This is a genomic window from Occallatibacter gabretensis, assembly GCF_001449115.1.
In the GTDB taxonomy this organism is placed as follows: Bacteria; Acidobacteriota; Terriglobia; order Terriglobales; family Acidobacteriaceae; genus Telmatobacter; species Telmatobacter gabretensis.
Genome location: NZ_LAIJ01000010.1, coordinates 143,019 through 167,035 on the forward strand (window position 1 = coordinate 143,019; position 24,017 = coordinate 167,035).

General features: G+C 57.5%; 15 protein-coding genes. 9 read left to right on the forward strand and 6 right to left on the reverse strand.

The genetic code is table 11. The annotated features are described in order from the left end of the window. The first annotated feature begins 4 nt into the window (after positions 1–4). The 4 genes from tssF to VO84_RS16930 all read left to right on the forward strand — a co-directional run bounded on the left by tssF (position 5) and on the right by VO84_RS16930 (position 7,858). The gene (gene tssF, locus VO84_RS16915) at positions 5–1,852 is read left to right on the forward strand and encodes a type VI secretion system baseplate subunit TssF (RefSeq protein ID WP_058188930.1); all 1,848 of its coding nucleotides are present in this window, start codon (positions 5–7) and stop codon (positions 1,850–1,852) included. Beyond that, positions 1,816–2,925 (forward strand): type VI secretion system baseplate subunit TssG, encoded by a 1,110-nt coding sequence (tssG, locus tag VO84_RS16920; RefSeq protein WP_058188931.1) that lies wholly within the window; start codon positions 1,816–1,818, stop codon positions 2,923–2,925. Before tssF ends, tssG begins: the two co-directional genes overlap by 37 nt. 28 nt (positions 2,926–2,953) lie before the next feature. Then, positions 2,954–5,611: a type VI secretion system ATPase TssH gene (gene tssH, locus VO84_RS16925; RefSeq protein ID WP_058188932.1), complete on the forward strand. Its 2,658-nt coding sequence runs from the start codon at positions 2,954–2,956 to the stop codon at positions 5,609–5,611. A gap of 63 nt (positions 5,612–5,674) precedes the next feature. Then, positions 5,675–7,858: a type VI secretion system Vgr family protein gene (locus VO84_RS16930; RefSeq protein ID WP_058188933.1), complete on the forward strand. Its 2,184-nt coding sequence runs from the start codon at positions 5,675–5,677 to the stop codon at positions 7,856–7,858. Positions 7,859–7,917: 59 nt separating this feature from the next. On the opposite strand, the gene VO84_RS16935 is transcribed toward VO84_RS16930, so the two are convergent. Genes VO84_RS16935 through VO84_RS16955 form a run of 5 tightly spaced genes read right to left on the reverse strand, consistent with a single transcriptional unit; the run spans position 7,918 to position 11,305 of the window. Next, positions 7,918–8,754 carry a DUF4123 domain-containing protein gene (locus tag VO84_RS16935; protein ID WP_197414089.1) on the reverse strand — a complete coding sequence of 279 codons (837 nt, stop codon included), beginning with the start codon at positions 8,752–8,754 and terminating at the stop codon, positions 7,918–7,920. A gap of 33 nt (positions 8,755–8,787) precedes the next feature. After that, on the reverse strand, positions 8,788–9,171 hold the full coding sequence (locus VO84_RS16940) for a PAAR domain-containing protein (protein WP_082662110.1): 384 nt from the start codon (positions 9,169–9,171) through the stop codon (positions 8,788–8,790). A gap of 50 nt (positions 9,172–9,221) precedes the next feature. Then, positions 9,222–9,539 carry a hypothetical protein gene (locus tag VO84_RS16945; protein WP_058188935.1) on the reverse strand — a complete coding sequence of 106 codons (318 nt, stop codon included), beginning with the start codon at positions 9,537–9,539 and terminating at the stop codon, positions 9,222–9,224. A gap of 7 nt (positions 9,540–9,546) precedes the next feature. After that, positions 9,547–10,935, reverse strand: a complete 1,389-nt coding sequence (locus VO84_RS16950) for a hypothetical protein (protein WP_058188936.1) — start codon at positions 10,933–10,935, stop codon at positions 9,547–9,549. A gap of 1 nt (position 10,936) precedes the next feature. After that, complete coding sequence (locus VO84_RS16955) at positions 10,937–11,305, reverse strand: hypothetical protein (RefSeq protein WP_157439967.1); 369 nt, start codon at positions 11,303–11,305, stop codon at positions 10,937–10,939. Between the two features lie 673 nt (positions 11,306–11,978). Here VO84_RS16955 and VO84_RS16965 point away from each other — a divergent pair. The 5 genes from VO84_RS16965 (at position 11,979) to VO84_RS16985 (ending at position 22,124) form a co-directional block, all read left to right on the forward strand. Next, positions 11,979–18,224: an NHL repeat-containing protein gene (locus VO84_RS16965; RefSeq protein ID WP_197414090.1), complete on the forward strand. Its 6,246-nt coding sequence runs from the start codon at positions 11,979–11,981 to the stop codon at positions 18,222–18,224. A gap of 80 nt (positions 18,225–18,304) precedes the next feature. Next, positions 18,305–19,678 carry a transporter family protein gene (locus VO84_RS16970; RefSeq protein WP_157439968.1) on the forward strand — a complete coding sequence of 458 codons (1,374 nt, stop codon included), beginning with the start codon at positions 18,305–18,307 and terminating at the stop codon, positions 19,676–19,678. Between the two features lie 147 nt (positions 19,679–19,825). Then, positions 19,826–20,815, forward strand: coding sequence for a type I phosphomannose isomerase catalytic subunit (locus VO84_RS16975; RefSeq protein ID WP_058188941.1), 990 nt, complete (start codon positions 19,826–19,828; stop codon positions 20,813–20,815). Next, a complete protein-coding gene (locus VO84_RS16980) occupies positions 20,812–21,420 on the forward strand; it encodes an HD domain-containing protein (RefSeq protein WP_058188942.1) in 609 nt (202 codons plus the stop codon). Before VO84_RS16975 ends, VO84_RS16980 begins: the two co-directional genes overlap by 4 nt. A gap of 95 nt (positions 21,421–21,515) precedes the next feature. After that, a complete protein-coding gene (locus VO84_RS16985) occupies positions 21,516–22,124 on the forward strand; it encodes an outer membrane beta-barrel protein (RefSeq protein WP_058188943.1) in 609 nt (202 codons plus the stop codon). A 91-nt stretch (positions 22,125–22,215) separates the two neighbouring features. On the opposite strand, the gene pgi is transcribed toward VO84_RS16985, so the two are convergent. Next, positions 22,216–23,859 carry a glucose-6-phosphate isomerase gene (gene pgi, locus VO84_RS16990; protein WP_058188944.1) on the reverse strand — a complete coding sequence of 548 codons (1,644 nt, stop codon included), beginning with the start codon at positions 23,857–23,859 and terminating at the stop codon, positions 22,216–22,218. Positions 23,860–24,017: the final 158 nt, after the last annotated feature.

Below are 24,017 nucleotides of genomic sequence, written 5' to 3' on the forward strand. Positions count from 1 at the left end.
GGGAATGCGCGAAGAGCTGCTTGAGTATTACGAACGGGAGCTGACCTATCTGCGCCAGATGGGCGGCGAGTTTGCGCGCAAGTATCCGAACATAGCCGGGCGCCTGCTGCTCGATCCGGAACGCTGCGAAGACCCGCATGTGAGCCGGCTGCTGGAGGGCTTTGCGCTGCTGGCTGCGCGCGTCCACAAGCGCATTGACGATGATTTCCCCGAAGTCTTTGAAGCACTGACGCGGGTTATTCATCCCGGCTATCTTCGGCCCATGCCTTCCATGACGATTGTGGAGTGCCAGCGCGACCCTGCGCAGGGGAAAAAGACCGAACTGATGCGCGTGCCGAGAGGCGCGCAGCTTGTTTCCAAAGGCACGGTCGATGGATTGCCATGCCGCTTCCGGACGGCATATGACGTCGATCTCTGGCCGTTCCATGTTGCCGCAGCCGAGTGGAATCAGCCTGAGCGGATGAAGAAGCCGCCGCGTTCCACACACGGCGCGCAGACCGGAGCCGCGGTAAGGGTAAAACTTCAGTGCCAGCGTGATGCCACCTTTGCAGGCCAGCCGCTAAGCCGGCTGCGCTTCCACCTGGCAGGTGACGCGAACGTTGTCTACACCGTCTATGAGCTGCTCTTCGAAAAGTGCATCGAGATTCAGCTCCGCAATCCGAAGGATGAGAGCCGGGTTGTCATTCTGAACAAAGACAACATCCAGCCGGTTGGCTTTGCGCGGGATGAGAGCCTGTTGCCCTTCGTGCGCCGGTCCATCGATGGCCACCGCTTGCTGCAGGAGTATTTCGCGTTTCCTGATAAGTTTCTGTTCTTCGACGTGACCGGACTGGAGCCTCTCGCGGATGGCGGCTTTACGGACGAGGCCGAGCTGGTGTTTATCATTGGCTGCTTCGAGCGCTTCGAGCGTGAGCAGGTGCTGGAGCTTGGAGTCAATGAGCGTACCTTCCGGCTGGGATGCACACCGGCGGTCAACCTGTTTTCGCAGGGCGCGGAGCCGATTTTGTTAAATCAAACACGGCATGAATACACCGTCATTCCCGACAGCCGGCACTCCGAGATCATGGAGGTCTTCAGCATTGAGGACGTGGTGGCTACGAATCCGCGGTTGCGGCAATCCATAGAGCTGGAACCGTTCCATGCCTATCGGCACCAGACGCGCAACCAGCCGGATATGGCCTTCTGGGTTGCCTCGCGCAGCATGAATGAGCTCGGGCAGCGTCAGCCGTCCGTCATGTCGATTTCCATTGTGGACCTGAAAGGCAGCTTCGTCGATCCGGAAGCCGATGTGCTGATGGTGAAGACGCTGTGCACCAACTTCGATCAGCCGTCGCGCATCCGGTTTGGCAATGAGCAGGGAGATTTCGAGATCCCGGGCTATCCTGCCGCGAAAAATGTTGTGGCCTTCCGCCGGCCCACGCAAAGCTGCGATCCGCCTGCGGGCAAGGGGCATGTCTGGCGGCTCGTCTCGTTGCTGTCGCTGAACTATCTTTCACTCTGCGAGGAAGGATGCGGCGCACTGCAGGAGATCCTGCGGTTGCATAATATGACAGAACAGGTGGCCACCGACAACCAGGTCGGCTCGATTCTGAACCTCAAAACGGAGCCGGGATTCGCGCTGGTCAACTCGGCGTATGGGCTGGTTCCGGCGCGCGGGACGCAGGTGGAGATCGATTTTGACGAACAGCAGTTCGCTGGTGCGGGCTTGTATCTGTTTGCCGCGGTGCTGGAGAGATTTCTGGCCGGGTACGCCTCGATGAACAGCTTTGCGCAACTAACGGCGCGCAGCACTTTGCGAAAGGAGGTGCTGGCAAAATGGCCACCGAGAGCGGGAACACAGACCCTTCTATAGAAACGCAGGCAGAGTCCACCATGGATCCTGTAGAGACGATCGTCGATCTGATTGAGACGATTGATGACCCGAAGCTGCGCGAGATTCGGCGTCTTCTGGACGTGGAGCCTTTCCGCGTGCAGTTCTTTCAGGCCGTGCGGATGCTGCAGCGCATTGAGGCCCCACGCAAGCCGGTGGGATATTTTGTGACTCCGCAGGGAGAAACAATCCGCTTTGTTTCGCGCACTTCGCTTGAGTTCCCGGCGAGCGAAATTCACAAGACGCGCCGCCTGGAGACAGGTCAACTGGAGATGATGGTCGAATTCATGGGTTTGAATGCGGCGATCTCCGTCATGCCCACTCCGTATACGGAGCTGCTGATTGCGCGCGCCAAGGAGAAGGATTATACGTTGGAAGAGTTTTTCAACATCTTCAACCATCGCATGGTCTCATTCTTCTATCGCGGCTGGGAGAAATACCGGTTCTTTGTCGAATATGAGCGTACGGGCCATGACCGGCTCTCCGAAAAGCTATTTGACATTCTGGGCCTGGGCACGGATACGCTGCGCGGACGCGGAGGGATTCCCGATGCGGCGTATCTCAATTATGTTGGGTTGCTGGGCCGGCATGTGCGTTCGGCTTCTGTACTTGAGCAATTACTGGAAGACTACTTCGAGGTTCCGGCCAAGGTGCGCCAGTTCGCGGGCGCATGGAGAAAGCTGCGCCGCGAAGATCAGACGTGGATGAATGGCCTTGGCGGCTCGAACGAGCGGCTGGGAATTGGAACGATTGCGGGCGATGAAGTGTACGACCATCATGGCCGCATTGGCATTGCGCTGGGACCCATGCGCTTTGATCAATACCAGAGTCTTCTACCAGGGCAGAGTGCGTATCATGAGTTGGCTGCGTGGGTGCGGTTTTATTCCAGCGGAAGTTATGAAGCGGAAGTGCAGTTGATTCTGGCTCGCGAGGACGTGCCGTTCTGCGAGCTGGGCGCTGCGGGGCAGGCAGCCCCGCAACTGGGATTTGTGAGTTGGCTGCGTACCCGGTCCATTGAACGCGATCCGGGCGACGCGAAGTATCTTGTGCAGTAAAGAAAGATTGCAACGGGGAGATACGGGCATGAGCACCAATCTGAAGACACTGATCAGCAAGTTGAACGATGCGACTCGCAAGGCTTTTGAGGCTTCCGCGGGGTTGTGCGTGGGGCGCACGCATTACGACATTGAAATCGAGCACTACCTTACCAAGGTGCTGGATGCGACCGATAACGACGTAGCCTCGATACTGAAACACTTTGAGGTGAACCGCTCGCGCCTGACGGCTGAGCTGGAGCGCGCGCTCGATAACTTCAAGACGGGCAACGCGCGGTCGCCAGCCTTCAGCCCCTACCTTGTGAAGATGCTCACCGAAGCCTGGTCCGTGGCCAGTCTCGACTTCAATGCGGGCAACATCCGCACCGGCTTTACACTGCTGGCGCTGCTGGATAATCCGGAGCTGTCTCGGCTGGTGAAGGAAACCAGCAAGGAGCTGGCGAAGGTTTCGCCGGAGGTGCTGCGGGCCAACTTCTACGACATTGTGCATGCCTCACGCGAGAGCCAGGTGGCGCTGGCCACAGGCGCGACGCAGGAAGCAGGCGAAGCACCAGCTGGCGCTGGTGCTTCCGGCGGTAAGACGCCGCATCTCGATCAGTACACGGTGAACCTGACGGCCAATGCGAAGGCAGGCAAGATCGATCCTGTGCTGGGCCGCGATTCAGAGATTCGTCAGATGATCGATATCCTGATGCGCCGCCGTCAGAACAACCCCATCCTCACCGGCGAGGCCGGCGTGGGCAAGACGGCGGTGGTGGAAGGACTGGCGAACCGCGTGGCGCTGGGAGATGTTCCGCCAGCGCTGCAGGGCGTGCATATTCACACGCTCGACCTGGCGCTGCTGCAGGCTGGAGCCGGAGTGAAGGGCGAGTTTGAGAATCGCCTCAAGGGGCTTATCAACGAGGTTAAGTCTTCGACCACGAAGATCATTCTCTTCATCGACGAGGCGCATACGATGATTGGCGCGGGTGGTCAGGCCGGGCAAAATGACGCTGCCAACTTGCTGAAGCCGGCGTTGGCTCGCGGCGAGCTGCGTACGATTGCGGCGACGACGTGGTCCGAGTACAAAAAATACTTCGAGAAGGATCCCGCACTTGCGCGGCGCTTCCAGGTGGTGAAGGTGGAAGAGCCATCAGAGGCTGTTGCGACGATCATGCTGCGCGGCATTGTGCAGGCGCTGGAGAAGCATCACGGCCTGCGGATTCTGGATGAGGCTGTTAGTTCCACGGTGAAGTTGTCGCATCGTTATATTGCCGGACGGCAGCTTCCGGACAAGGCAGTGAGTGTGCTCGACACAGCGTGCGCGCGGCTTTCGTTGGGCCAGAACACGACTCCGCCGCGTATCGAAGACCTGCAGCGGAAGATTGATGCGCTCGAAGTTCAGAAGCGTGTGCTAGAGCGCGAGACCAAGGTGGGCGCGAACCACGCCGAGAAGCTGGTTGAGATTGCCGCTGAGGTTGAGACCGCTACAGCGGAGAAAGCCGCGCTGAATGTGCAGTGGGAGAAGGAAAAGGAACTGATTGGCGGCATCCGCGGGCTGAAAGAGAAGCTGGAAACGGCCGACCATACCGCTCCGGCTGACCCTGCAACGCAGGCGGAACTGAGCAAGCTGGAAACTGAGCTTTCTGAGCTTCAGGGTGAGAAGGGCATGATGCGTGTCTCCGTGGATTCGCAGATTGTCGGCGAAGTCATCTCGGCCTGGACGGGCATTCCGCTGGGCAAGATGGTGAAGAACGAGATCGATACGGTGCTGACGCTGGACGAGCATCTGAAGAAACGCGTTATCGGCCAGGATCATGCGCTTGCGGCCATCGCCCGGCGTATTCTCACCTCGCGCGCCAACATGGACGATCCGGTGAAGCCGGTCGGCGTCTTCCTGCTGGTTGGACCCAGCGGCGTGGGCAAGACAGAAACCGCGATTGCGCTTGCGGATATTCTCTACGGCGGCGAGCGGAACATGATCACCATTAATATGTCGGAGTTCCAGGAGGCGCATACCGTTTCCACGCTGAAGGGTTCGCCTCCGGGGTATGTGGGCTACGGCGAAGGCGGCGTGCTGACCGAAGCTGTGCGGCGGCGGCCTTATTCCGTGGTGCTGCTCGATGAGGTCGAGAAGGCGCATCCCGATGTGCTGGAGCTTTTCTTCCAGGTCTTTGACAAAGGACGCATGGAAGATGGCGAAGGCCGCGAGATCGACTTCCGCAACACGATTATTATGCTCACCAGCAACGCGGCGACAGATTTGCTCGCGAAGCTTACGGCTGACCCGGAGACGTCGCCGGATCCTGTGGCGCTGGCCAAAGCTATGAAGCCGGAGCTGGATAAGGTCTTCAAGCCCGCGTTCCTGGGCCGGCTCATGATTATTCCGTACTATCCGGTGCGCGACGAGGCGCTGAAGCAGATCATTCGGCTCAAGCTGGGCAAGATTCAGAAGCGGCTGAAGGAAACGCACAGGATCACGCTCGACTACGACGATGCGCTGCTGAACGAAGTGGCCGCGCGTTGCACGGAAGTAGAGAGCGGCGCACGAAATGTGGATAACATACTGTCCAACACCATGCTTCCGGATCTCTCTCGCCAGATTCTCGGGCGGCTTGCGGAAGGCACATCGGCCAACCGCGTACAGGTTTCGGTTGCCGGGGGCGAATTAACGTATGCATGGGATTCCGAGCTCGTCGAAGTGTGATGTTGGGGCCTGAGACCGGGTATGAGACGAGCGCGGATTCTCCACGCGTAAGGGCGGAACGGAATGGCGACACAAGACGATCGGTTGATGCAGTTTACGAGCCCGCTGGGCAAAGACGTACTGGTCATTGAAGGACTCACGGGCTCGGAAGGCATTTCGAATCTCTTCGAGTTTCGCGTGGATCTGCTGGCGGATGCAGATACGTCGATTGATCCCAAGGACATTGTCGGGACCAATGTCACTGTTGCCATTGCGCTGACGGATGATACGGGCACGCGGTGGATCAACGGGATTGTCACTTCCTTCGAGCAGGGCGCGGGAGACGGGGAATTCAACGAGTACTACGCGACCATCATGCCGTCCATGTGGGAGCTTACGCTGTCTTCCACCTGCCGCGTCTTCCAGAACATGACCGTTCTCGATATCGTGAAAAACGTCTTCACCGACTACGGTTTGTCGGTTTCAGATAAGACAAAGGGCACATACCTCAAGCTGGAGTACTGCACGCAGTATTCGGAATCCGATTTCCATTTCGTCTCCCGGCTGCTGCAGCAGCACGGCATCAACTACTGGTTCGAACATTCCGATAGCGACAACAAAATCATTCTTGGCGACGATACAAGCGCTTATCAGGACTGCCCCGTCGTTTCCACGGTAATGTTCGAGGCAAGCAAGTCAGGATCCGAAGGGTCCTATGGATCGCGTGTGACGGAGTTCATTATGGAAGCCTCCATGGTTTCCGGTTCGCACTCCACGTCCGATTACAACTACTCGCAATACAAGCGTCTGGACGCAGGCCCTACCAAGAGCGCGAGCACATACGGAAAGAATTCCTACGAGGTGTATCTCTATCCCGCAGGCCAGGAGGGATACCTGAAGGAACTCCAAACCATGGCCAACCCGGAGGACTCGATCGCTCTTGAAAAGGCTTTTCTTCAGGCGCGATTCCAGGCCTCCGAGTCAGTCTTTCAGACGTATCGCGGCAATGGGACTCTCCGAACGATGCTGCCCGGGTACACGTTCACGCTGTCAGATCACCCAAGCCTGGACGGAGCGTATCTGATAGTTGGGGCAACTCACTCGGTTGATCAGCTTCCGTCGTATCGCGCCAAGGCAAGCTCCGGAAGTGAATACAGCAACCGCTTTATGGCCGTGCAGTCCGGCGTCACTTACAAACCCTCGCAGACTTTTGAGAAGCCGAAGATCTATGGTCCTCAAACGGCAAAGGTGGTTGTCTCGTCGGGAGAAGAGATTCACCTCGACAAGATGGGCCGCGTCAACGTTCAGTTTTTCTGGGACAAGGTGCGCAAGGACAACACTCCGGACAACACCTGGGTGCGCGTGGCGCAGCAGTGGGCCGGTAATGGCTGGGGTGCGTACTTCTGGCCGCGCGTTGGCGATGAAGTGATTGTCGAGTTCCTCAATGGCGATCCTGATAACCCGGTCGTCGTCGGCTCGTTGTACAACGGGACGAACGCGCCGAAGTACGCACTACCGGACATGAGCACGCGCTCCGGCTGGGTAACGCGCAGCAGCAAGGGCGGCAGCGCGGCCAATGCCAATGAACTGCGCTTTGAGGATAAAACCGGCTCCGAGCAGATTTTTCTCAACGCGGAGAAAGATCTGGATCATCGCATTGAGAACGATCAGCGAGTATTTATCGGCGGCAAGGACTCGCTGATTGTGACCGGCAATCAGCTCGAACAGATTGGCCAGGACCAGAACATCAATGTAAAGGGCAATCGCGTCGAAAATGTTGCCAGCAACGAGGACATTACGATTGGCTCCAACCGAACCGAAAAGGTCGGTGGAAATGAATCGGTCAATATTAGCGGCAATCAGATGTTCAAGACCGGCGGAGATAACTCGCAGAGTATTGGCGGCAATCTCAACGAGAAGGTTGGCGGCAACAGTTCGCACAATATCGGCGGCAGCAACGGGGTGCAGGTCGGCGGGAGCTATTCGATGAGTGTCACCGGCGCAGTGTACACGTCGTCCGGCGCAACTCTTGTGATTCAGGCGGCTGACGGAATTACGCTCAGCGGTCCCGGCGGATTTATCACTATCTCGGAAGCCGGCATCATGATCTCCGGAACAATGGTTCTCATCAACAGTGGTGGAATGGCTATTCCAGGCATGGCCGGCCCGCTGACGCCTCCGACAGCTCCTACTGATCCTAAGACACCTAAAGATCCAGACACCGCTGACGACGGAACTGTTGGTGGCGCGTTGAAGCAGGGGAGCTAGCGGCGTGCATCGAGAGTGTGCCCGCTTGCGCCATGAGTTTCAGAGCGCGGACTGGAAGCCTATTCCAGCGATACCTTCTGCTGGCCTTCCGGAGTGAAAGCCGTCAGCCCCGGCGCGGGCTCAGTTTCTGCAAAGTAGCAGCGAACGGGACCGAAGAAATCTTTCCTCTGCGCGGACTCACAGCTCGGGATAAAGACGCGCAGCACGCGTGGATCATAGAAGCGGAAGATCGACTTGCTGCCTGAGTTGTTGTCCACGATCAAAAAGCGCCGCAGATGCCTTCTGGTCTCCTCGAAGGATTGATCCGAGCCGAGGAAGACGCCCCAGAACATGCCCCAGGCCGCTTTGACTAGATATGGCAGGAAAGGCCGCTCGGGCTGCAGCTGTGCCACATACGGTCCGTACCTGGCGATGTCGGCGCTCTGCTCGCCTTCATAGAGCGACTGGTAGTATGCGCCGGACTGATTCAGCAGGTCCAGAATGGCCGGGCTGATAGCTCCGTCCAGAACCGCATAGTTGCAGGTGGATCCAATCACGCTGAGAATCTGCTGCTGCCACGGCAGCATCTCGCCCGGCGAAGGCGGCAGATGCTCCAGCATTGGCTTGCCGTTGACGGCCAGGGCAAAACGGAAGGCGGTTCGTCCGGCGAAGATCGTGTCGCTTGGCCGCAGTGGAACATTACGAGAGCGCACGCCATTGATAAAGGTGCCATTGCTGCTGCCGGGATCGAAGAGCATGATCAGCGGCCCGTTGCATTGGAGCTGAAAATGCGCGCGAGACATGAACTGGTCATTGACGACCAGATCGGCGGGCGACTGCCGGCCCACCGTGATGGTGCCCGACTGCGGCAGAGAGATGATCTGAGGATCACCTAGCGCCGGTCTGATTTCGAGCACGTACTCCAAATCTCTCTCCTCCTTGTGTCATTACTAACTGCAAATTTCGCAAAATGGACTTCCGCTCTTAGCCGCTGCTGTCATGGCCGCGCCGGCTGCTCCGCCGGCGCCAGCTCCTCCTCCGCCGGCCTCGCCAATCATCACCGTCGGTTCGCCCAACACAATGACCCCGCCGTGCGCAGTCGGATCGCCCATGCGCGCGGCCATCAAAAAATTAATGAAGACTGTTGGCGAACCCATGATGATTACATCCGGCGGTCCTACGCACGTGAGCATGTCGCTCATCCGCGCCGCCGGCAGAAAACCAATGAGCACGGTGGGTGCGCCCGGCGGCAGAATCGGACCGCCGACGTGCGGGACCAATACGGTAACCATGGGACAAACGTGCATGTCGGTGACTCGCGCTGCTGGTGGCATCGTTTAGTACCTCCTGTAAGTGGGATTACGTCGATCCTTTGTGCTCGATATCATTTCTGTTCCTCCTCCGCCAGCATTCTCAAACGGAGTTCCCGAAGTTCCTCCGATTCGCCGCCCGTGATCTCGATCTTGAAGCTCCAGTAGGCCGCTTCAAGATCAGGCAAGTCACGCAGGGACCCTTCCTCGAACATACGACCTCCCAGAATCTGGTTCCATGCAACAGGCTCAAGAATTTTGCCGTCGAGCGCACGCTGGATATACACGAATAGAACCTTGAGCAGCTCCTGGGCGTCCTCGTTTTCCGAGGCATAGTGAAGGAGAAGCTCTTTGAGACGTGCCGCGCTTTGATGGAGCAATTCCTGATTCATGTCATCCTCATTTTTTCCCTGGCTTGACGCCAGGTATTGCTGCGACATTTTTAGGCTCGGTCCACGCCCCCGGATTGGGTACCAGGGTTTGCGTTGCGCCGCCAGACGTGGTGAATTTGCCCCAGAGTTCAGTAGTCGAAGCGACCGCGCTTTGATACACGGTGGGCGGATTCGCCGGATCTTTGGGGTTGACCTGGTGGATATCGTATTCCTCTGCCTGGCTGGCGAGCGGCAGGCCAAGCAGGTCACCCAGGGGCTGACCGGAATCGAAGGCGTTTTTCAGATCCGCCGCTGTCACAAAATATGGAGTATAGGACTTGACTGCCTGTCCCTTCGGCACAATTTTCAATAGCGGTTGGCCAATATTTGGCAGAGCTTTGGGCAGTTGCGAGCCGGACATAACCTGCTGAAGCGCACGCCCAATGATCTTCTTGACGTAATCGGTTGGCGTTTCGTTCGCACCTCGCGGAGAGGCAGCTTTCAGCTGTTTGAGATAGTTTTGGCCGTCGGGAGTCACGAGGAATTTCATCGCGTCCGGCTCGCTTACGCCATTCGGCGTGAAGGTGCTCTTACTGTCGACCTCTTTTGGAAACTGGGCCTTCAGTTCGTTGATCTGCTGCATGGTGGAGGGCGCACCCTGTTGGGTCTGTTGTCCAGTGATGGGTGTGGAATATACGGACTTGTTTTTGCAGGGGACTTCAGTGGCATCGACAGGATCGGGAGAGGGAAATGTCTGCTGCAGCTTGGCAAAGGTCGCCCCGGCGGTTGCAGCGGCCTGGGGTACGCCGCTTTTTGCGGTGTCGGAGACCTGCTGCATCAGGCTCTTTGTGCTCGGCTGCGTTCCCTGGATTGCCTGCGCTTGCTGCTGCAGCGCCTGATCCTCATTCTTCACCTGCTGGACGGTCTGCTGAACTTTTGATTCCAGCTGCTGCGTAAGCTGCGCTGCCTGTTCAGCCTTGGCCTCTTCGTCAGCCAGTTTTTTCTGGGCATCGGCCACAGCCTGCTGCGCCTGCTTCTCCGCATTGGCCACCTGCTGCTGTGCCTGTTGGAGTTCTTTCTGCGCCTGCTGCTCCGCCGCGTTCTCAGCCGACTTTTCCAACTGCTGGGCTTGTTTTTCAGCGGCAGCCAGTTTCTGCTCTGCTTGCTGAACCTGCTGCTGCGCTTGTTGAATTTCCTGCTTGGCTTTCTGCTCTGCCTGGGCCAGTTGCTGCTGGGCCTGCGCAACCTCCTGCTGTGCCTTCTTTTCGGCGGCACTGGCTGCCTGCTCTGCTTTCTGCGCTTCCTGCTGGGCAGATTTTTCGCCCGAGGCTATAGCATTGCTGGCGTTCTTCAGCCCATCCTGCGCATCCTTCTGCGCTGCTCCCACCGCATTGTTGAGGAAATCGCCGGCGCCCATGCTAGTTCTGCTTCCTTTCGCCGGTATTGAGGAGAAGGAGGACAGTCGCCTGCTGCAGCCATTCGGCTTTATCTGGTGAGGGCAGGGAAGAGTCAAGCACCTCGCGCGCCACCTCGAAGTGGTCTTCAAAGTTTTCGCCGAGCAGATAGGAGGTGGTCACGTAAACAGCCGCATCGGGCTTAGTGACCATGCCGTAGCCCTTGGCCCTTTTCACCATGGCCGCAACAAACGCATGCAGGGCTTCCGGCTTATCCTCGGCGGCTTCGGCAACATTCTTCTTGAGGAAATCGGCAACAGAGGCTACATAGCGTCGTTCCGCATCCTCGCGAAATGCCGTATGCTGCCGTTCGCCGATCTTGAAGGGTTGCATGAGAATGGTATTTCCTGAAGAAAAATACAGCTTCAAAATTGATGCGCTTTGACTCTGAAATGCACAATACAGCCATAGCCTTACCGGCGCAAGAGAAGATGCTTTTCGTGCAGGCCGAAGGTGGGTACAAACGGAACTCAAGCGCAAAAGGTCCGCACCGTATAGTGATGCAGAATGGGCAATCGCATCGAAAATTCGCCGCTGCCGCGTGCCGCAAGACAGACTCGACAATACGTTTGTCCGGCGGGTAGGCAAGCGTCGTTCCTTACTAAATTTTTGCTTGACATTCCCTTTCTGCAACGCTAGATTTCGTCCACAAGTATTCTGGGGTTAATTCGGCTCTCTAATTCTGTCAGCTATCTGAGCGCGTTCCTTCTTTCGAAGTACGCCTGGCTGTCCGTTTCCGTTTTTTGCTTTGATTGCTTTGTCCGCGAATAACAACACATCTCAACGGGCCGTTGGCTTCTTGGATCGGCTGCCGGAACTAAGAACGAATTAGATCAGCCGGATTCAGGCCAAGTGCGGCGGTTGCGCCCCGCTCTGCCTGCCCTGGATAACGTAACTGCGACCTTGGAGAATTAGGATGATCCGCAATCTGTTGCCTCGCACGAGTGGACCTTCGTCTGCTGTATTTTCCTTCTCAGCCTTGCTTTCCGGAACCGCGAAGAGAATCGTGGCGACCCGGCCGGCAGTATGCGTAGCCCTGTTGCTCGCACTGGGATGGACGCTGTGTGGAGCAGCCGCGCAGGCGCAGACGGCAAACTTTGGCGGCGCGCAGACAGCGCTGTTCAGCAGTCTGAACAATCCCTCAGGCATAGCAGTGGACGCGAGCGGGAACGTCTACATTGCGGATACCAACCATAACCAGGTGCTGAAGGAGACATACTCTGCAGGCAGCTATATCCAGAGCACAATCGGCTCCGGATTGCGCCTCCCTCAGGGTGTAGCAGTGGACGCAAGCGGCAACGTCTATATCGCGGATACCGGCAACACGCGTGTGCTGAAGGAGACCTTCTCTTCAGGCAGCTACACGCAGAGCACGGTTGTCACAGGAACAGCGAGCAATGGTTTTATTGCCGTAGCCGTGGACGCGAGCGGGAATGTCTATGTCGCCGACTTCATTGGCAACCAGGTGCTGAAAGAGACATTTTCCGCAGGCAGCTACACTCAGAGCACGGTTGGCACTGGACTGAACTTTCCAGCCAGCGTAGCTGTAGACGCAGGCGGCAATGTCTACATCGCCAATGGCGAAAACAACAACGTGCTGATAGTGCCGCCCTCAGATCCTGCTTGTGCTACGGCAGGCGATTGCACGACGGTTGGCACATCACTCAATTTTCCTCAAGGTGTGGCCGTCGACGCGAGCGGTAACATCTACATCGCAGATTCCGGTAACAATCGCGTGGTGAAGGAGACCTTCTCCGCAGGCAACTATACGCAGAGCACGGTTACCACCGGACTGGGCAATCCTCTTGCCTTGGCTGCGGACTCGAATGGCAATGTCTACATCGCGGATACCACCAACAACCGGGCGGTGGAGGAGCAGATCGCGAGCGTGAATCTAGGCTCCGCGGCGGTAGGCACCCCAGGTACGGCACAGACGCTGACCTTCAACTTCACAAATGCGACGGCCGCAAACATCAGCGCGCCTGTCGCGTTGACCGGAGGCGTTACAGGAAAAGACTTTGCAGTGGCTGCCGGCGGCACATGCAACGCGACCACCAGCTACAGCGCAGGCGGCACCAGCAGTTGCACAGTCAAGGTCACCGTTAATCCCGCCTTCCCCGGCGTGCGCATGGGCGCAGTCGAGCTTACGAAGACCTCTGGTGCGGTGATTGCCACGGCCTACGTCTACGGTACGGGAACTGCGCCGCAGGCTGCCTTCCCGCCCGGCGTGCAGAGTTCGCTCCTGATCGGGTTCACCGCTCCGGCGGGTGCAACCACGGATCAGGCCGGCAATATTTATGTCGCCGATTCCACTGCCGGAAAGGTCTTCAAATACACGGCGGCGGGCGTCCTGTCGGCAACTGTGGCATCCGGGCTGACCAAGCCCATCGGCGTGGCCGTGGATGGAGCCGGCAACGTCTTTGTCGCAGACAACAGCGCGGGTGATTTGTTCGAATATGCGCTCAGCGGAAGCACGTACACCAAGAGCACCGTGGCCGGCAGTCTCTCCGAGCCCCAGTTTGTGGCTGTGGACGTCAGCGGCAACCTCTACGTTTCCACAAGCGGCGACCACGCACTGCATGTGTATATGCCGGGCAGCGGCGGCTACACCTATGTCAAGGATGTGGCAAACGGCAGCACCGTGACCAACTTCGGGCCTAATGGCGTAGCACTGGATGCGGTCGGCAACGTCTATGTCGCCGACGCTGGCAACAGCGAAGTATCCATATTCACGCCCAGCGGCAGTGGCTACACCCAGAGCGAAGTGGCCAGCAGCCTGAGCAGCCCCTATGGCGTGGCTGTGGATGCTACCGGCAACGTCTATGTAACTCTCTCTGGCGGCACGGACGTGCTTGAATTTACGCCTGGCAGTGGCGGCGCTTACACGCAGAGCACGGTAGGCAGCGGATTGGGGTCTCCCGCGGGTGTCGCGGTGGACGCCGGCGGCAACGTCTACGTGGCTAACGGCTCCGGAACCCTCGCGAAGACAGTTCAGAAGGTGGACGTTTCCGATCCGCCGACCCTTACCTTTGCTTCCACTGCCATCGGCGAAGCCAGCAGCGCACAGACAGTGACTGTGGCTAACATCGGTAACGCGTCCCTCACGATTGAAAGTGATCCTGCAGTCGCTGCAAACTTCGTTCTCGATTCGACCAACACCTGTGGCGTGTTTAGCAGTCCGATTGCAGTGGGAGCCAGTTGCGCGCTGGCGCTGGACTTTAAACCGACGGAGGCCGGCTCGCCGCTTACCGGCACGGCGACCCTGGTCGACAACAATCTCAACGCCAACACCTCGCCGTTTGCCACCCATGTATTCGACCTGAGCGGCATTGCTCAATCTTCCACTTCCACTGCGGTTGCGTCCTCGGTCAATCCCTCGACTGTCAATGCGAGCGTAAGCTTTACGGCCACGGTGACGAACACTGCCAGCGGGGCAACCAGCGCGCCTACGGGCACTGTGCAATTCGTGGTGGATGGAGCCAACTCCGGCAGTGCGGTGTCGCTTACCGTGGGCAGCGGCACCACAAGCACTGCTTCAATACCGATAGCAAGCTTGACGATTTCAGGTTCGCCGCACACCATTACGGCGAACTATCTCAACTCGGATGGGGCTTTCGGCGATAGCTCCGGGTCTTTATCCGCTGGTCAGACTGTCACAGCGGCTCCCGCGACCCTGGCCTTTACCACGGTACCCTCTGGCGGAGTCACAATCAACACAGAGGCCAACTTTAGGGTCACGCTCACTGCATCGCCTGCAACTCCGATCAAGCCGGCCGGGACGATGACCTTTAGCCAGGGAAGCACGACGCTCTGCAGCAATGCGGCGCTCTCAACGAACGCTCCGTTCATTGCTTCCTGCACATCCAATGCTCTCAAAGGTCCGAGTCCCGCAACCGTGACTGCAAGCTACACGGACACGAACAGGAATTTCATTGTCGCTACCCCTGCCTCAACCGCGGTCACGCTTACTCCACTCAACACCACGGTCACGCTCGCTCTAGCTACAACAACACCAACCGTGGATACGCCAGTCACTCTGAAGGCCCTGATGGGCCCGCCCGGCAATCCAAATTTCCCAACGGGCACCGTCAGCTTCACCTCAAATGGCGTTAATATTCCAGGATGCAGCGGCAGTTCCGCGCCTTCTGTGGGGCTGCTCGGAAGCTCTCTTGAGGCTGTCTGTACCACATCCTCTCTGGCCGCTCCGTCGGTCTCAATTGGCGCCACATACTCCGGCGACAATAACTTCAACGGCTCAACGGCCGGTACGCCGCTGAACTTTTCAGTCAACAAGCTGACGCCTGCTTATACCTTGTCTGCTGCCCCGCAACCGCCTAATACAAGTATCACCGTCAATGTGCCCGTGGTCTTCACAATCGGATTTACGATTCCAGGATCTACCGCGCCGACGCAGCCAACCGGAAACATCGCGGTGATGCAGGGCACTACGAGTTTGTGCACGGTTGTTCTACCCGCAAAAACCTGCACATACAGCACGGGATTTGCCAGCGCAGCCTCATTCCACGTGACTTCCTCCTACAACGGGGACACTCAATTCAACACCGTGGCCTCCGGCGGCAACACTACTGTGACTACCGGAGCCACTGGCACCACCACTTCTGTGAGCGGGCCCAGCACCGCAAGCGTGAATACTGCTGCTACTTTCACCGCCATCGTTACTTCCAACGCGGTTGGCACAGCCGTGCCGCAGGGTAGCGTTGCATTCAAGGTGACCAACTCCGGCGGCACTACGACAACCCCGTGCGCCAGTGCAACGCTTACCGCTGGAGCCGCAACATGCTCCTATGCGTTTCCAGCCTCCGGCAGCTACACGGTGAACGCGACCTATAATCCAAGCCCCGCGAACTTCACCACCAGCAGCTCCGCAAATGCACAGGCCGTAACCGTTGACGCAAGCGCGGTTTCCATTACCGTGGCTCTCGATAGCGCCAGCGTCAATCCCTCCGTCATCAACCAGCCGGTTAAGTTTGATTCCACACTGGTCTTTCCGACCGGTACGGCTAAGCCCAACGGTCTGGGCGATACGATCGTGTATTACGACGGCGCCAACGTACTGTGCACCGCGACGGTCAACGCAACCACTTCCCCCTATACGCCGGCTTCCTGCACGGTTTACACACTGTCTCTGGGAGGGCACAGCGTCACGGCAGCTTTTGTTCCTGGAGCGACGGATTCGAACTTCAAGGCGCAGACCTCCACTCCAATCACGCAGACCGTCAATGCCGATCCAACTACCCTCTTAGCACTCGCGCCTCTTACCCCCCCGGAAGTCAATCAGACGTACACGTTATTGGCCTCCGTTACGCCGGCATATGTGTACAGCGGCTCAGGCGGCAGGTCACCTTCCGGCGGCAGCGTGAGCTTTACTTATGTCAACGGATCGTCGACCGTTAACCTTTGCACCGCGACCGTGGGGAGCGAATCAAAGGCATCGTGCTCCCCGGCTGCGGGCAGTCTTACGGCTGGAACTTACACTATTACCGCAACCTATACGGATTCCGCATCTCCTGCGAATTTCGTTACCAGTAACGCCCCGACGCCTATTACTGTTGTCAAAGATTCTCCGGCGGTGACGATCGGCACACTTCCCGCCTCGATTCAGGTCAATCAGGGGCTGACGCTGACTGCTTCAATCAAGCCACACTTCAGCGGCCCGATCGTTCCCACAGGCACTGTGGCTTTCATGTCCGGAGCTACAACCCTCTGCACCGCTACGATAAGCAGCGGATCTGTCTCTTGTGTAGCGGCATCTGCAGACCTGCCGGAATCCGCTATCGCATACTCAATCTCAGCAACCTACACGCCCGATTCAACCGGCAGCACCAACTTCCTGACCTCCAGCACCACCACGTCAGGATCCGTAACTGTGACCGGCGCAACCACCTCCGTGAAGGTTTTGGGCGCTCCCGCCACCGGCTATGCAACTCAGACCATCACATACACGGCTATCGTGAGCACGAGTCCTGCGATACCAGCCGGCGGCATCGCCCCCACTGGCACAGTGACCTTCGCCAATACCTCTGGGCTGGCCATTGGTGGAACAAATTGCCCGAAGGCCACAATTCCAGCCGGTACTACCTTCCCGTATTCGGTCAGCTGCACCGTGACCTATCCACAGACCTACACGGGCAACCTGAACACCGACTCCATCACCGCCGCGTATACGCCGGGCGACGCCAACTTCATTGCGAGCAACAACTCCGCAAGCCCACTGATTGAGCCGGTGCAGAACTTCGCGCTCGGGTTCACCTCTTCTTCTTCGAGCAGCGTTTCCCTCACACAGGGTCACAACACGACAAATGATCCGTACTTCACGGGCCAGATTGTCGGGGCAATGTCCACATCCACCGCATCCACCGGGATCGGCGTGCTGACAGATACGCTGAACTACACCTGCACGGTGACCTCGAATGGCTCGCTTGTCACAGATCCTTCCTGCTCGCCTGCTACCAGCGCAGCCGTTCCAGGCGCAAGCGTTTCGTACACGCTTAACGCGTCTTCCACGGCGCAAACGGGTGTGTACACCATTGCCATCACAGCTTCTGATCCGAACGCGCCAGCGCTCAGCTATACCGTTACCAAGCAACTCAACGTTGCCAGCATTTCGGCCGCACAGCTTGTCTTCGCCGGAAGCGTTCCGCAAACGGTATCGCTCAACTTCGGCACCTTGTCTACCGGCGGCTCACTCACGCTCGTCGGCTGCCCTGAGATCATGTTCACTGCGGATTCTTCGCTGAAACAGAATCCGGATCCGAAAAACAACAATGCACAATACGTGGCATGCTCGGCCTCATCCACGCCGATCACGTCGGGAAGCACGGCCGTCACCGTTACGGTCACGCCATGCCAGACGGGCGCAACCGGAACCGCCGGGGCAACCACCAGCTGCGGCGATTCCACCGCGGCTCTTGTCCCGGTGAACGGAAAGGCTGGGCGTTCCGGCGGCTCGTACATCGCGGCAGCTCTCGGCGTTCCAGTGCTTGCCTTCTTCGGCTGGTTCGGCCGCAACCGGGCGCGCAAGAACCTCTTCCGCATGATGACGATTGTGCTGCTCGGATGGGGCGCGCTCACCGTCAGCGGCTGCGGAGGCGGGTATAAGGTGACCTCTACCGGAAGCTCGAGCCCGGCAACAAATCTTGCTCCAGGCACTTACGAGGTCCTGGTCCAGGCAATGGATGCCAGCACTCCGGCTAACACCTACTATGCGCTCGTACAAATCACGGTGAACTAATGGCAGAGGCGACCATGAAGCAACATTTCGCGATAACGTCAATTTTTCGTCAACTGCGCAGCTTGCGCCGGAGTCAAACTGTGAAAGCTAAAGTCGCGCTGTTATGCGTCGCGTTTGCATCAGCTTCGCTTCTGTCAGCACAGGTAAACTGCCCCACCGCGTCCACAACGACCTCGGCCCCAATGGTCTGTCAGTATCCTTACAGCGGCTCTGTCCTGGCGCTGATCTATTACGGCGGCAATTTGCCTGCAAATCCTCAGACTGACCCGGTCTATCAGCAGCTGTACCAGGCTGGGTCGCTGACCGCGACGCCGATCAACGCTTCCATTGCAACTCAGCTGGCGCAGCTGCCTATGCCGAGCGCGGCCGCAGGCACGGTAACCCTGAGACTTCCCGGCAGCGATATAGGTTCGCCGTTCAACAACCTAGGTCCGATTCTTTCTGACCGCCCCGATACCTTTCCCAGGAGAAAGTTCTTCCTCAGCTTTGCCTATCAGCATTTCAACTTCACTGAGATCGATGGGCTGCAACTAAACAGCTTCGTCCTGGGTGCGCAGGTGCAGAATGTTATGTTGGCGGGGAACACAGGCACCTTTTACGGCGGCCTGCAAAGCAAAGTCGGCCTGCAAATGGATCAGTACATCGGGTTGCTGACCTACGGTGTGACCAAAACCACAGATGTCACTATCGCGGTTCCCGTCAATGACGTCACACTGAACGTCACCAGCAACAATTATCAGGGCTATTTTTATTCGCCCACTACGGGTGTCTATACACTGCTCACCTCACCGGGCCTTACTACGCAGGTGCCTCTGATCACCAAAGGTAACGCCTCCGGCGTTGGTGACGTGACGGTCAATGTCAAACAGCTTCTGTTCGGTCAGGAAGGCCGCTACGCCGGTGCGGTTGGTGCACAGGTGCGCTTTCCCAGCGGGGATGCCAACAACTATCTTGGCTCCGGTGCGTATGGAGTCAATGCCTACGGCCTGGTCGAATATCGCGGCACCTTCAAGCATCACGGAATCGCTCCGCACGTAAAGGTTGGTTATCAGTGGAACGGCCAATCCCAGCTCCTGGACATCCAGCATCCCCCGCATGAAAATCTTCCCGGCGGTCTGAACTACGCCTTCGGCGCAGATTTCGGCCTTCTCCGCACACTTACACTCGTGGCTGACGTCGTGGGCAATCAGTATGTGAACGCGCCCTCTCTGAGTGCCGGTAATATTCAGCTGCCGCCCTCGCATCAGCCGGGACTCGCAATTCCGTCTCAGCTTGCCTATTCCATTCCTGGAAACACCACCTATACCACCTTCAACTTTAGCGGCGGATTCAAGTGGATAGTACCCAAAACCAGGGAGCATATACTGCTCTATGCCAACGTCCTGGTTCCGGTAAACGACGTCGGCCTGCATAGCGACCCTGTTCCTCTGGTCGGTATCGCCTTCAAGAGATAAACGCTTCAACAATTCCACAATCCCCGGGAGCTTAGCCGCCCCGGGGATTTGTTTTTTCGGCCTTTGCTGAGCCTCCCGGCACTCTATGTATGGCAAAATCGGAACAAGGGAAGAGTTCATTCCCAAGCTGACCGGTACCCCACTCATATGACCTCATCAGAACCTGTTATCTCCCCCGACTTCGCCCCATTCCTCATTCAGCCTCACTTTGACCCGCGCATCTGGGGTTACCGCGATCTTCGCCCTTGGTTTGACGTCACCGCCGGCGACGAGCCGATCGGCGAAGTCTGGTTTACGGGCGATCAATGCCGCATCGCTTCAGGCCATCACGCCGGCAAGCCGCTTGGCCAGCTCTTTTCCGAGGCCCCGGCCGAGCTTATGGGGTCCAAGGGGCATCCCGGATCACCTCTGCTCATGAAGATCATCTTCGCCAAGGAAAAGCTCAGCGTGCAGGTGCATCCGGACGATGCAATGGCGCACAAGTATGGCGAGCCGCGCGGAAAGACCGAGTGCTGGTATACCCTCGCTGCGGATCCGGGAGCAGCGGTCGCTCTTGGCCTCAAGCCCGGCGTCAGCATGGATGAAGTGCGAGCCGGCATTCACAACGGCACACTGGAAGACTTCCTGAATGCGGTTCCCGTCGCAAAGGGCGACATGGTCTTTGTCGATGCGGGCACGGTCCATGCGATCTGGCCTGGAGCCATCCTCTTCGAGACACAGCAATATTCAGACACCACCTATCGCATGTATGACTATGGCCGTCCGCGTGAGCTGCACATCGAGAAATCTCTTGAAGCAACCAAGCTTGCAACGCGTTCCGGCAAAATTGCCGCGCAAGTGCTGAGCGATCGGACAATTCTCATCGACGTGGAATACTTTCGCATAGAACGAATTGCCATCGAGGGATCCCGTTCCAGTTCCGATCTGCGCTATGACGGCGAGCCTCCGCGGGGGCTTTCTTACCTCTTTGCCGCTGAGGGGTCAGCACGCCTCGTGAGCGACGCATTTGGGCCGATCGAAATACCAGCGCGCAATATCGTGCTAATTCCTGCGGCCTCGCCGGAGTTCACCGTGGAAAATTCCGGCGGTCTCGATCTGATCCGGATCGTACCGCGCTGGCCTGAGGCCACCGCATGAACACAGCCAACTGGCGGGAATCTGTGGTCGAATATATCCGCGCCGAGGCCCAGCCTGTGGATAAGTTCGGCCATCAACCTCGCCTCTACGCTCTCGCCACGCAAATTGGCAACGGCATGGATTACGACGACGATGTCGTCTTTGCTGCTGCCTGGATGCATGATCTTGGCGTGTTCCTCGGTCACCGGCCAAGCGATCCGGCTCAGCTGGCGCGCTGGGATCATGTGCCGTATACAATCGCCCGCTCGCGAGAATTATTGTCTGCCTGGGGATTTCCTGCATCCAAACTAAATGCAGTTGCGGAATCTATCCGAACGCATCAGCCGCAGGACGAGCCGGTCTTGATAGAGGCGATAATTCTTCGCGATGCGGATATTTTGGAACAACTTGGCGCTATGGGCGCATTGCGTGCCCTGGTAAAAATCGGGCGCGATACGCGCTACATTACCTATTCGGATGTGTTACCAGTACTGGAAAGGTCCGTCGAATACTTGCCGGGTAAGTTGCGGCTAGTACAATCAAATGCGCTGGCCGTTGAACGTATCGATAGCCTGCATGGCCTGGTTGCAGCAATAAAAAAAGAAGCAGGCGCATTACTTTATTGATTCATTTACCTTGTTGCAATTACTCAAGAGATATTTTTCCCCGGATAGCCTACAGATTCCATTGGAACATCTGAATTATAAGGAGATAGAGAAATATGCAAAGTAAGCCGCTATTATGGTTCATCCCTGCATTGCTGCTCATTCTCATAGCAGGGCCTGCTTCCGCACAGGCTGTGTACTCGGCAAGTGAAGATCATCCTCGTCTGTCTGTCGGTGCAGGTCTTTCCATGTTTAGCCAGGATTGGGGCCCAAATCCGCATCCCATTGGCGTTGCCTATACCGTGGACTATCATCCACCGCTTCCGCGTTTCTTAGAGGATTTGAATATTGAAGGCCAGGGGCGGAATCTGATCTGGCATCGCGGTGCGGCGCCCGTCACAGGCGCGCCCATCGTTCCACGTACGTTTACGCTCGGAGGCGGCCTGATCTATCATCCGCACTGGGTAAGGTTTCATAAGTTCGAGCCGTATGCGAAAGGCCTTTTATCCTATGGCAACATCCACTTCGCACAGGATATCGTTCCCTATAACCATGACACCCGTACGGTTAGCTCAATAGGCGGCGGTGTCGACTATCGTCTGATCCATCGGGTTACCCTGCGCGCCGATTACGAATATCAGTGGTGGCCCGATTTTCTCGGCCCCAATGCACTTAATCCGAATGGATTTACCATCAGCGCGCTCTACAACTTTGGCCATCGCTGAGCCGGCGGAATGCATTTAGATCCAGCAGGTGTCAAAACACTTCGGGGAGCAGGCACAAAGTCTGCTCCCCGAAGTGTTTTAACGCCGCTGTTCAGCCGCGCTGCTTCTTGTAGAAATTGATCAGCGTGTTGGTGGAGCTGTCATGCGTGGTGATTTCGCCCGCGCCTTCCAGTTCGCCGCCGATCTTTTTGGCCAATACCTTACCCAGTTCCACGCCCCACTGGTCGAATGAGTTAATCTGCCAGATCGTTCCTTGCGTAAAGACAGAGTGCTCATACAGCGCCACCAGCTTGCCCAGCGTTTCAGGGGTTAACTTCTCCACCAGAATCGTGTTGGATGGACGGTTGCCCTCAAAGACGCGGTGCGGCATCAGCCAGGCCGGGGTGCCTTCAGCCTTTACCTCTTCCGCAGTCTTGCCAAAGGCCAGAGCCTCCGCCTGAGCAAACACATTCGCCATCAGCAGGTCATGATGGTCTCCGAGCTTGTTCAGCGTCTTTGAAAAGCCGATGAAGTCGCTCGGGATCAGATGCGTGCCCTGGTGGATCAGCTGATAGAAGGAATGCTGTCCGTTGGTTCCCGGCTCACCCCAGAAGATCGGGCCGGTCTCGTAGTTTACGTGATCACCGGAGAGAGTCACGTGCTTGCCGTTGCTCTCCATGGTGAGCTGCTGCAGGTACGCGGGGAAGCGCTTGAGGTACTGATCGTAGGGCAGCACGGCCACAGTCTGCGCGCCAAAGAAGTCAGCGTACCAGACAGTCAGCAGTCCTAGTAGCACCGGCAGATTCTTCTCAAATGGAGCCGTGCGGAAGTGCTCGTCAATGCTATGAAAGCCGGCAAGCATCTTGCGGAAGTTATCCGGACCAACGGCCAGCATGGTCGAAAGGCCAATCGCCGAATCCATCGAGTAGCGTCCACCAACCCAGTCCCAGAAGCCAAACATGTTGGCCGTATCGATACCGAACTTCGACACCTCGGCGGCGTTGGTCGAAACCGCGACAAAGTGCTTTGCAATAGCCGCCTGATGCTTCAGCGCCTTGAGCGCCCACGTCCGCGCTGAATGCGCGTTCGTCATCGTTTCAAGCGTGGTAAAGGTCTTTGACGAAATGATGAAGAGCGTCTCTTCCGGATCAAGATCGTGCGTGGCTTCAGCAAAGTCAGTGCCGTCAATGTTTGAGACAAAGCGGAAGACCAGGTCGCGCTGGCTATAGTGCCGCAGCGCCTCATAAGCCATCACCGGGCCAAGGTCGGATCCGCCAATACCGATGTTGATGATGTTCTTGATCGGCTTGTCAGTGTAGCCCAACCACTCGCCGCTGCGCACGCGATCGGCAAAGGCGGACATGCGATCGAGTACTTCATGCACGCCGGGAACCACGTCTTCACCGTCAACGACAATCTTCTCGCTCTTGGGAGCGCGCAGGGCCACATGCAGCACGGCGCGCTTTTCCGTAGTATTGATCTTTTCGCCGCTGAACATTGCGTCAATGCGCGCCTTCAGCCCGCTCTCTTCAGCCAGCTGGAGTAGCAGCTTCAGCGTTTCTTCCGTAATGCGGTGCTTGGAGTAGTCAAGGTAAATGCCCTCAGCCTCGACAGCAAAACGCGTGCCGCGCTTGGGATCGTTCTTGAATAGATCGCGCAGGTGTTCTGTGTGGATCTTCTCGTAATGGGTGGCAAGCGCCTTCCAGGCAGGGAGCTGAGTCAGCGGTGTCTGGGTAGCGGCGGAAGAAGTGCTCATAGGGGTGCCTCGACCTTTCAGAAATCTGATCGCTTATAAGCCTAATACACCTCTGTTGATTCGGGATGAAAGATGCAGATTGATTGTAAGGTGAGACCAAATTAACCTCGCTATTCTGATGGATGACCTTCGCCCGCGGCGCCTGTTCAGAAAGCACA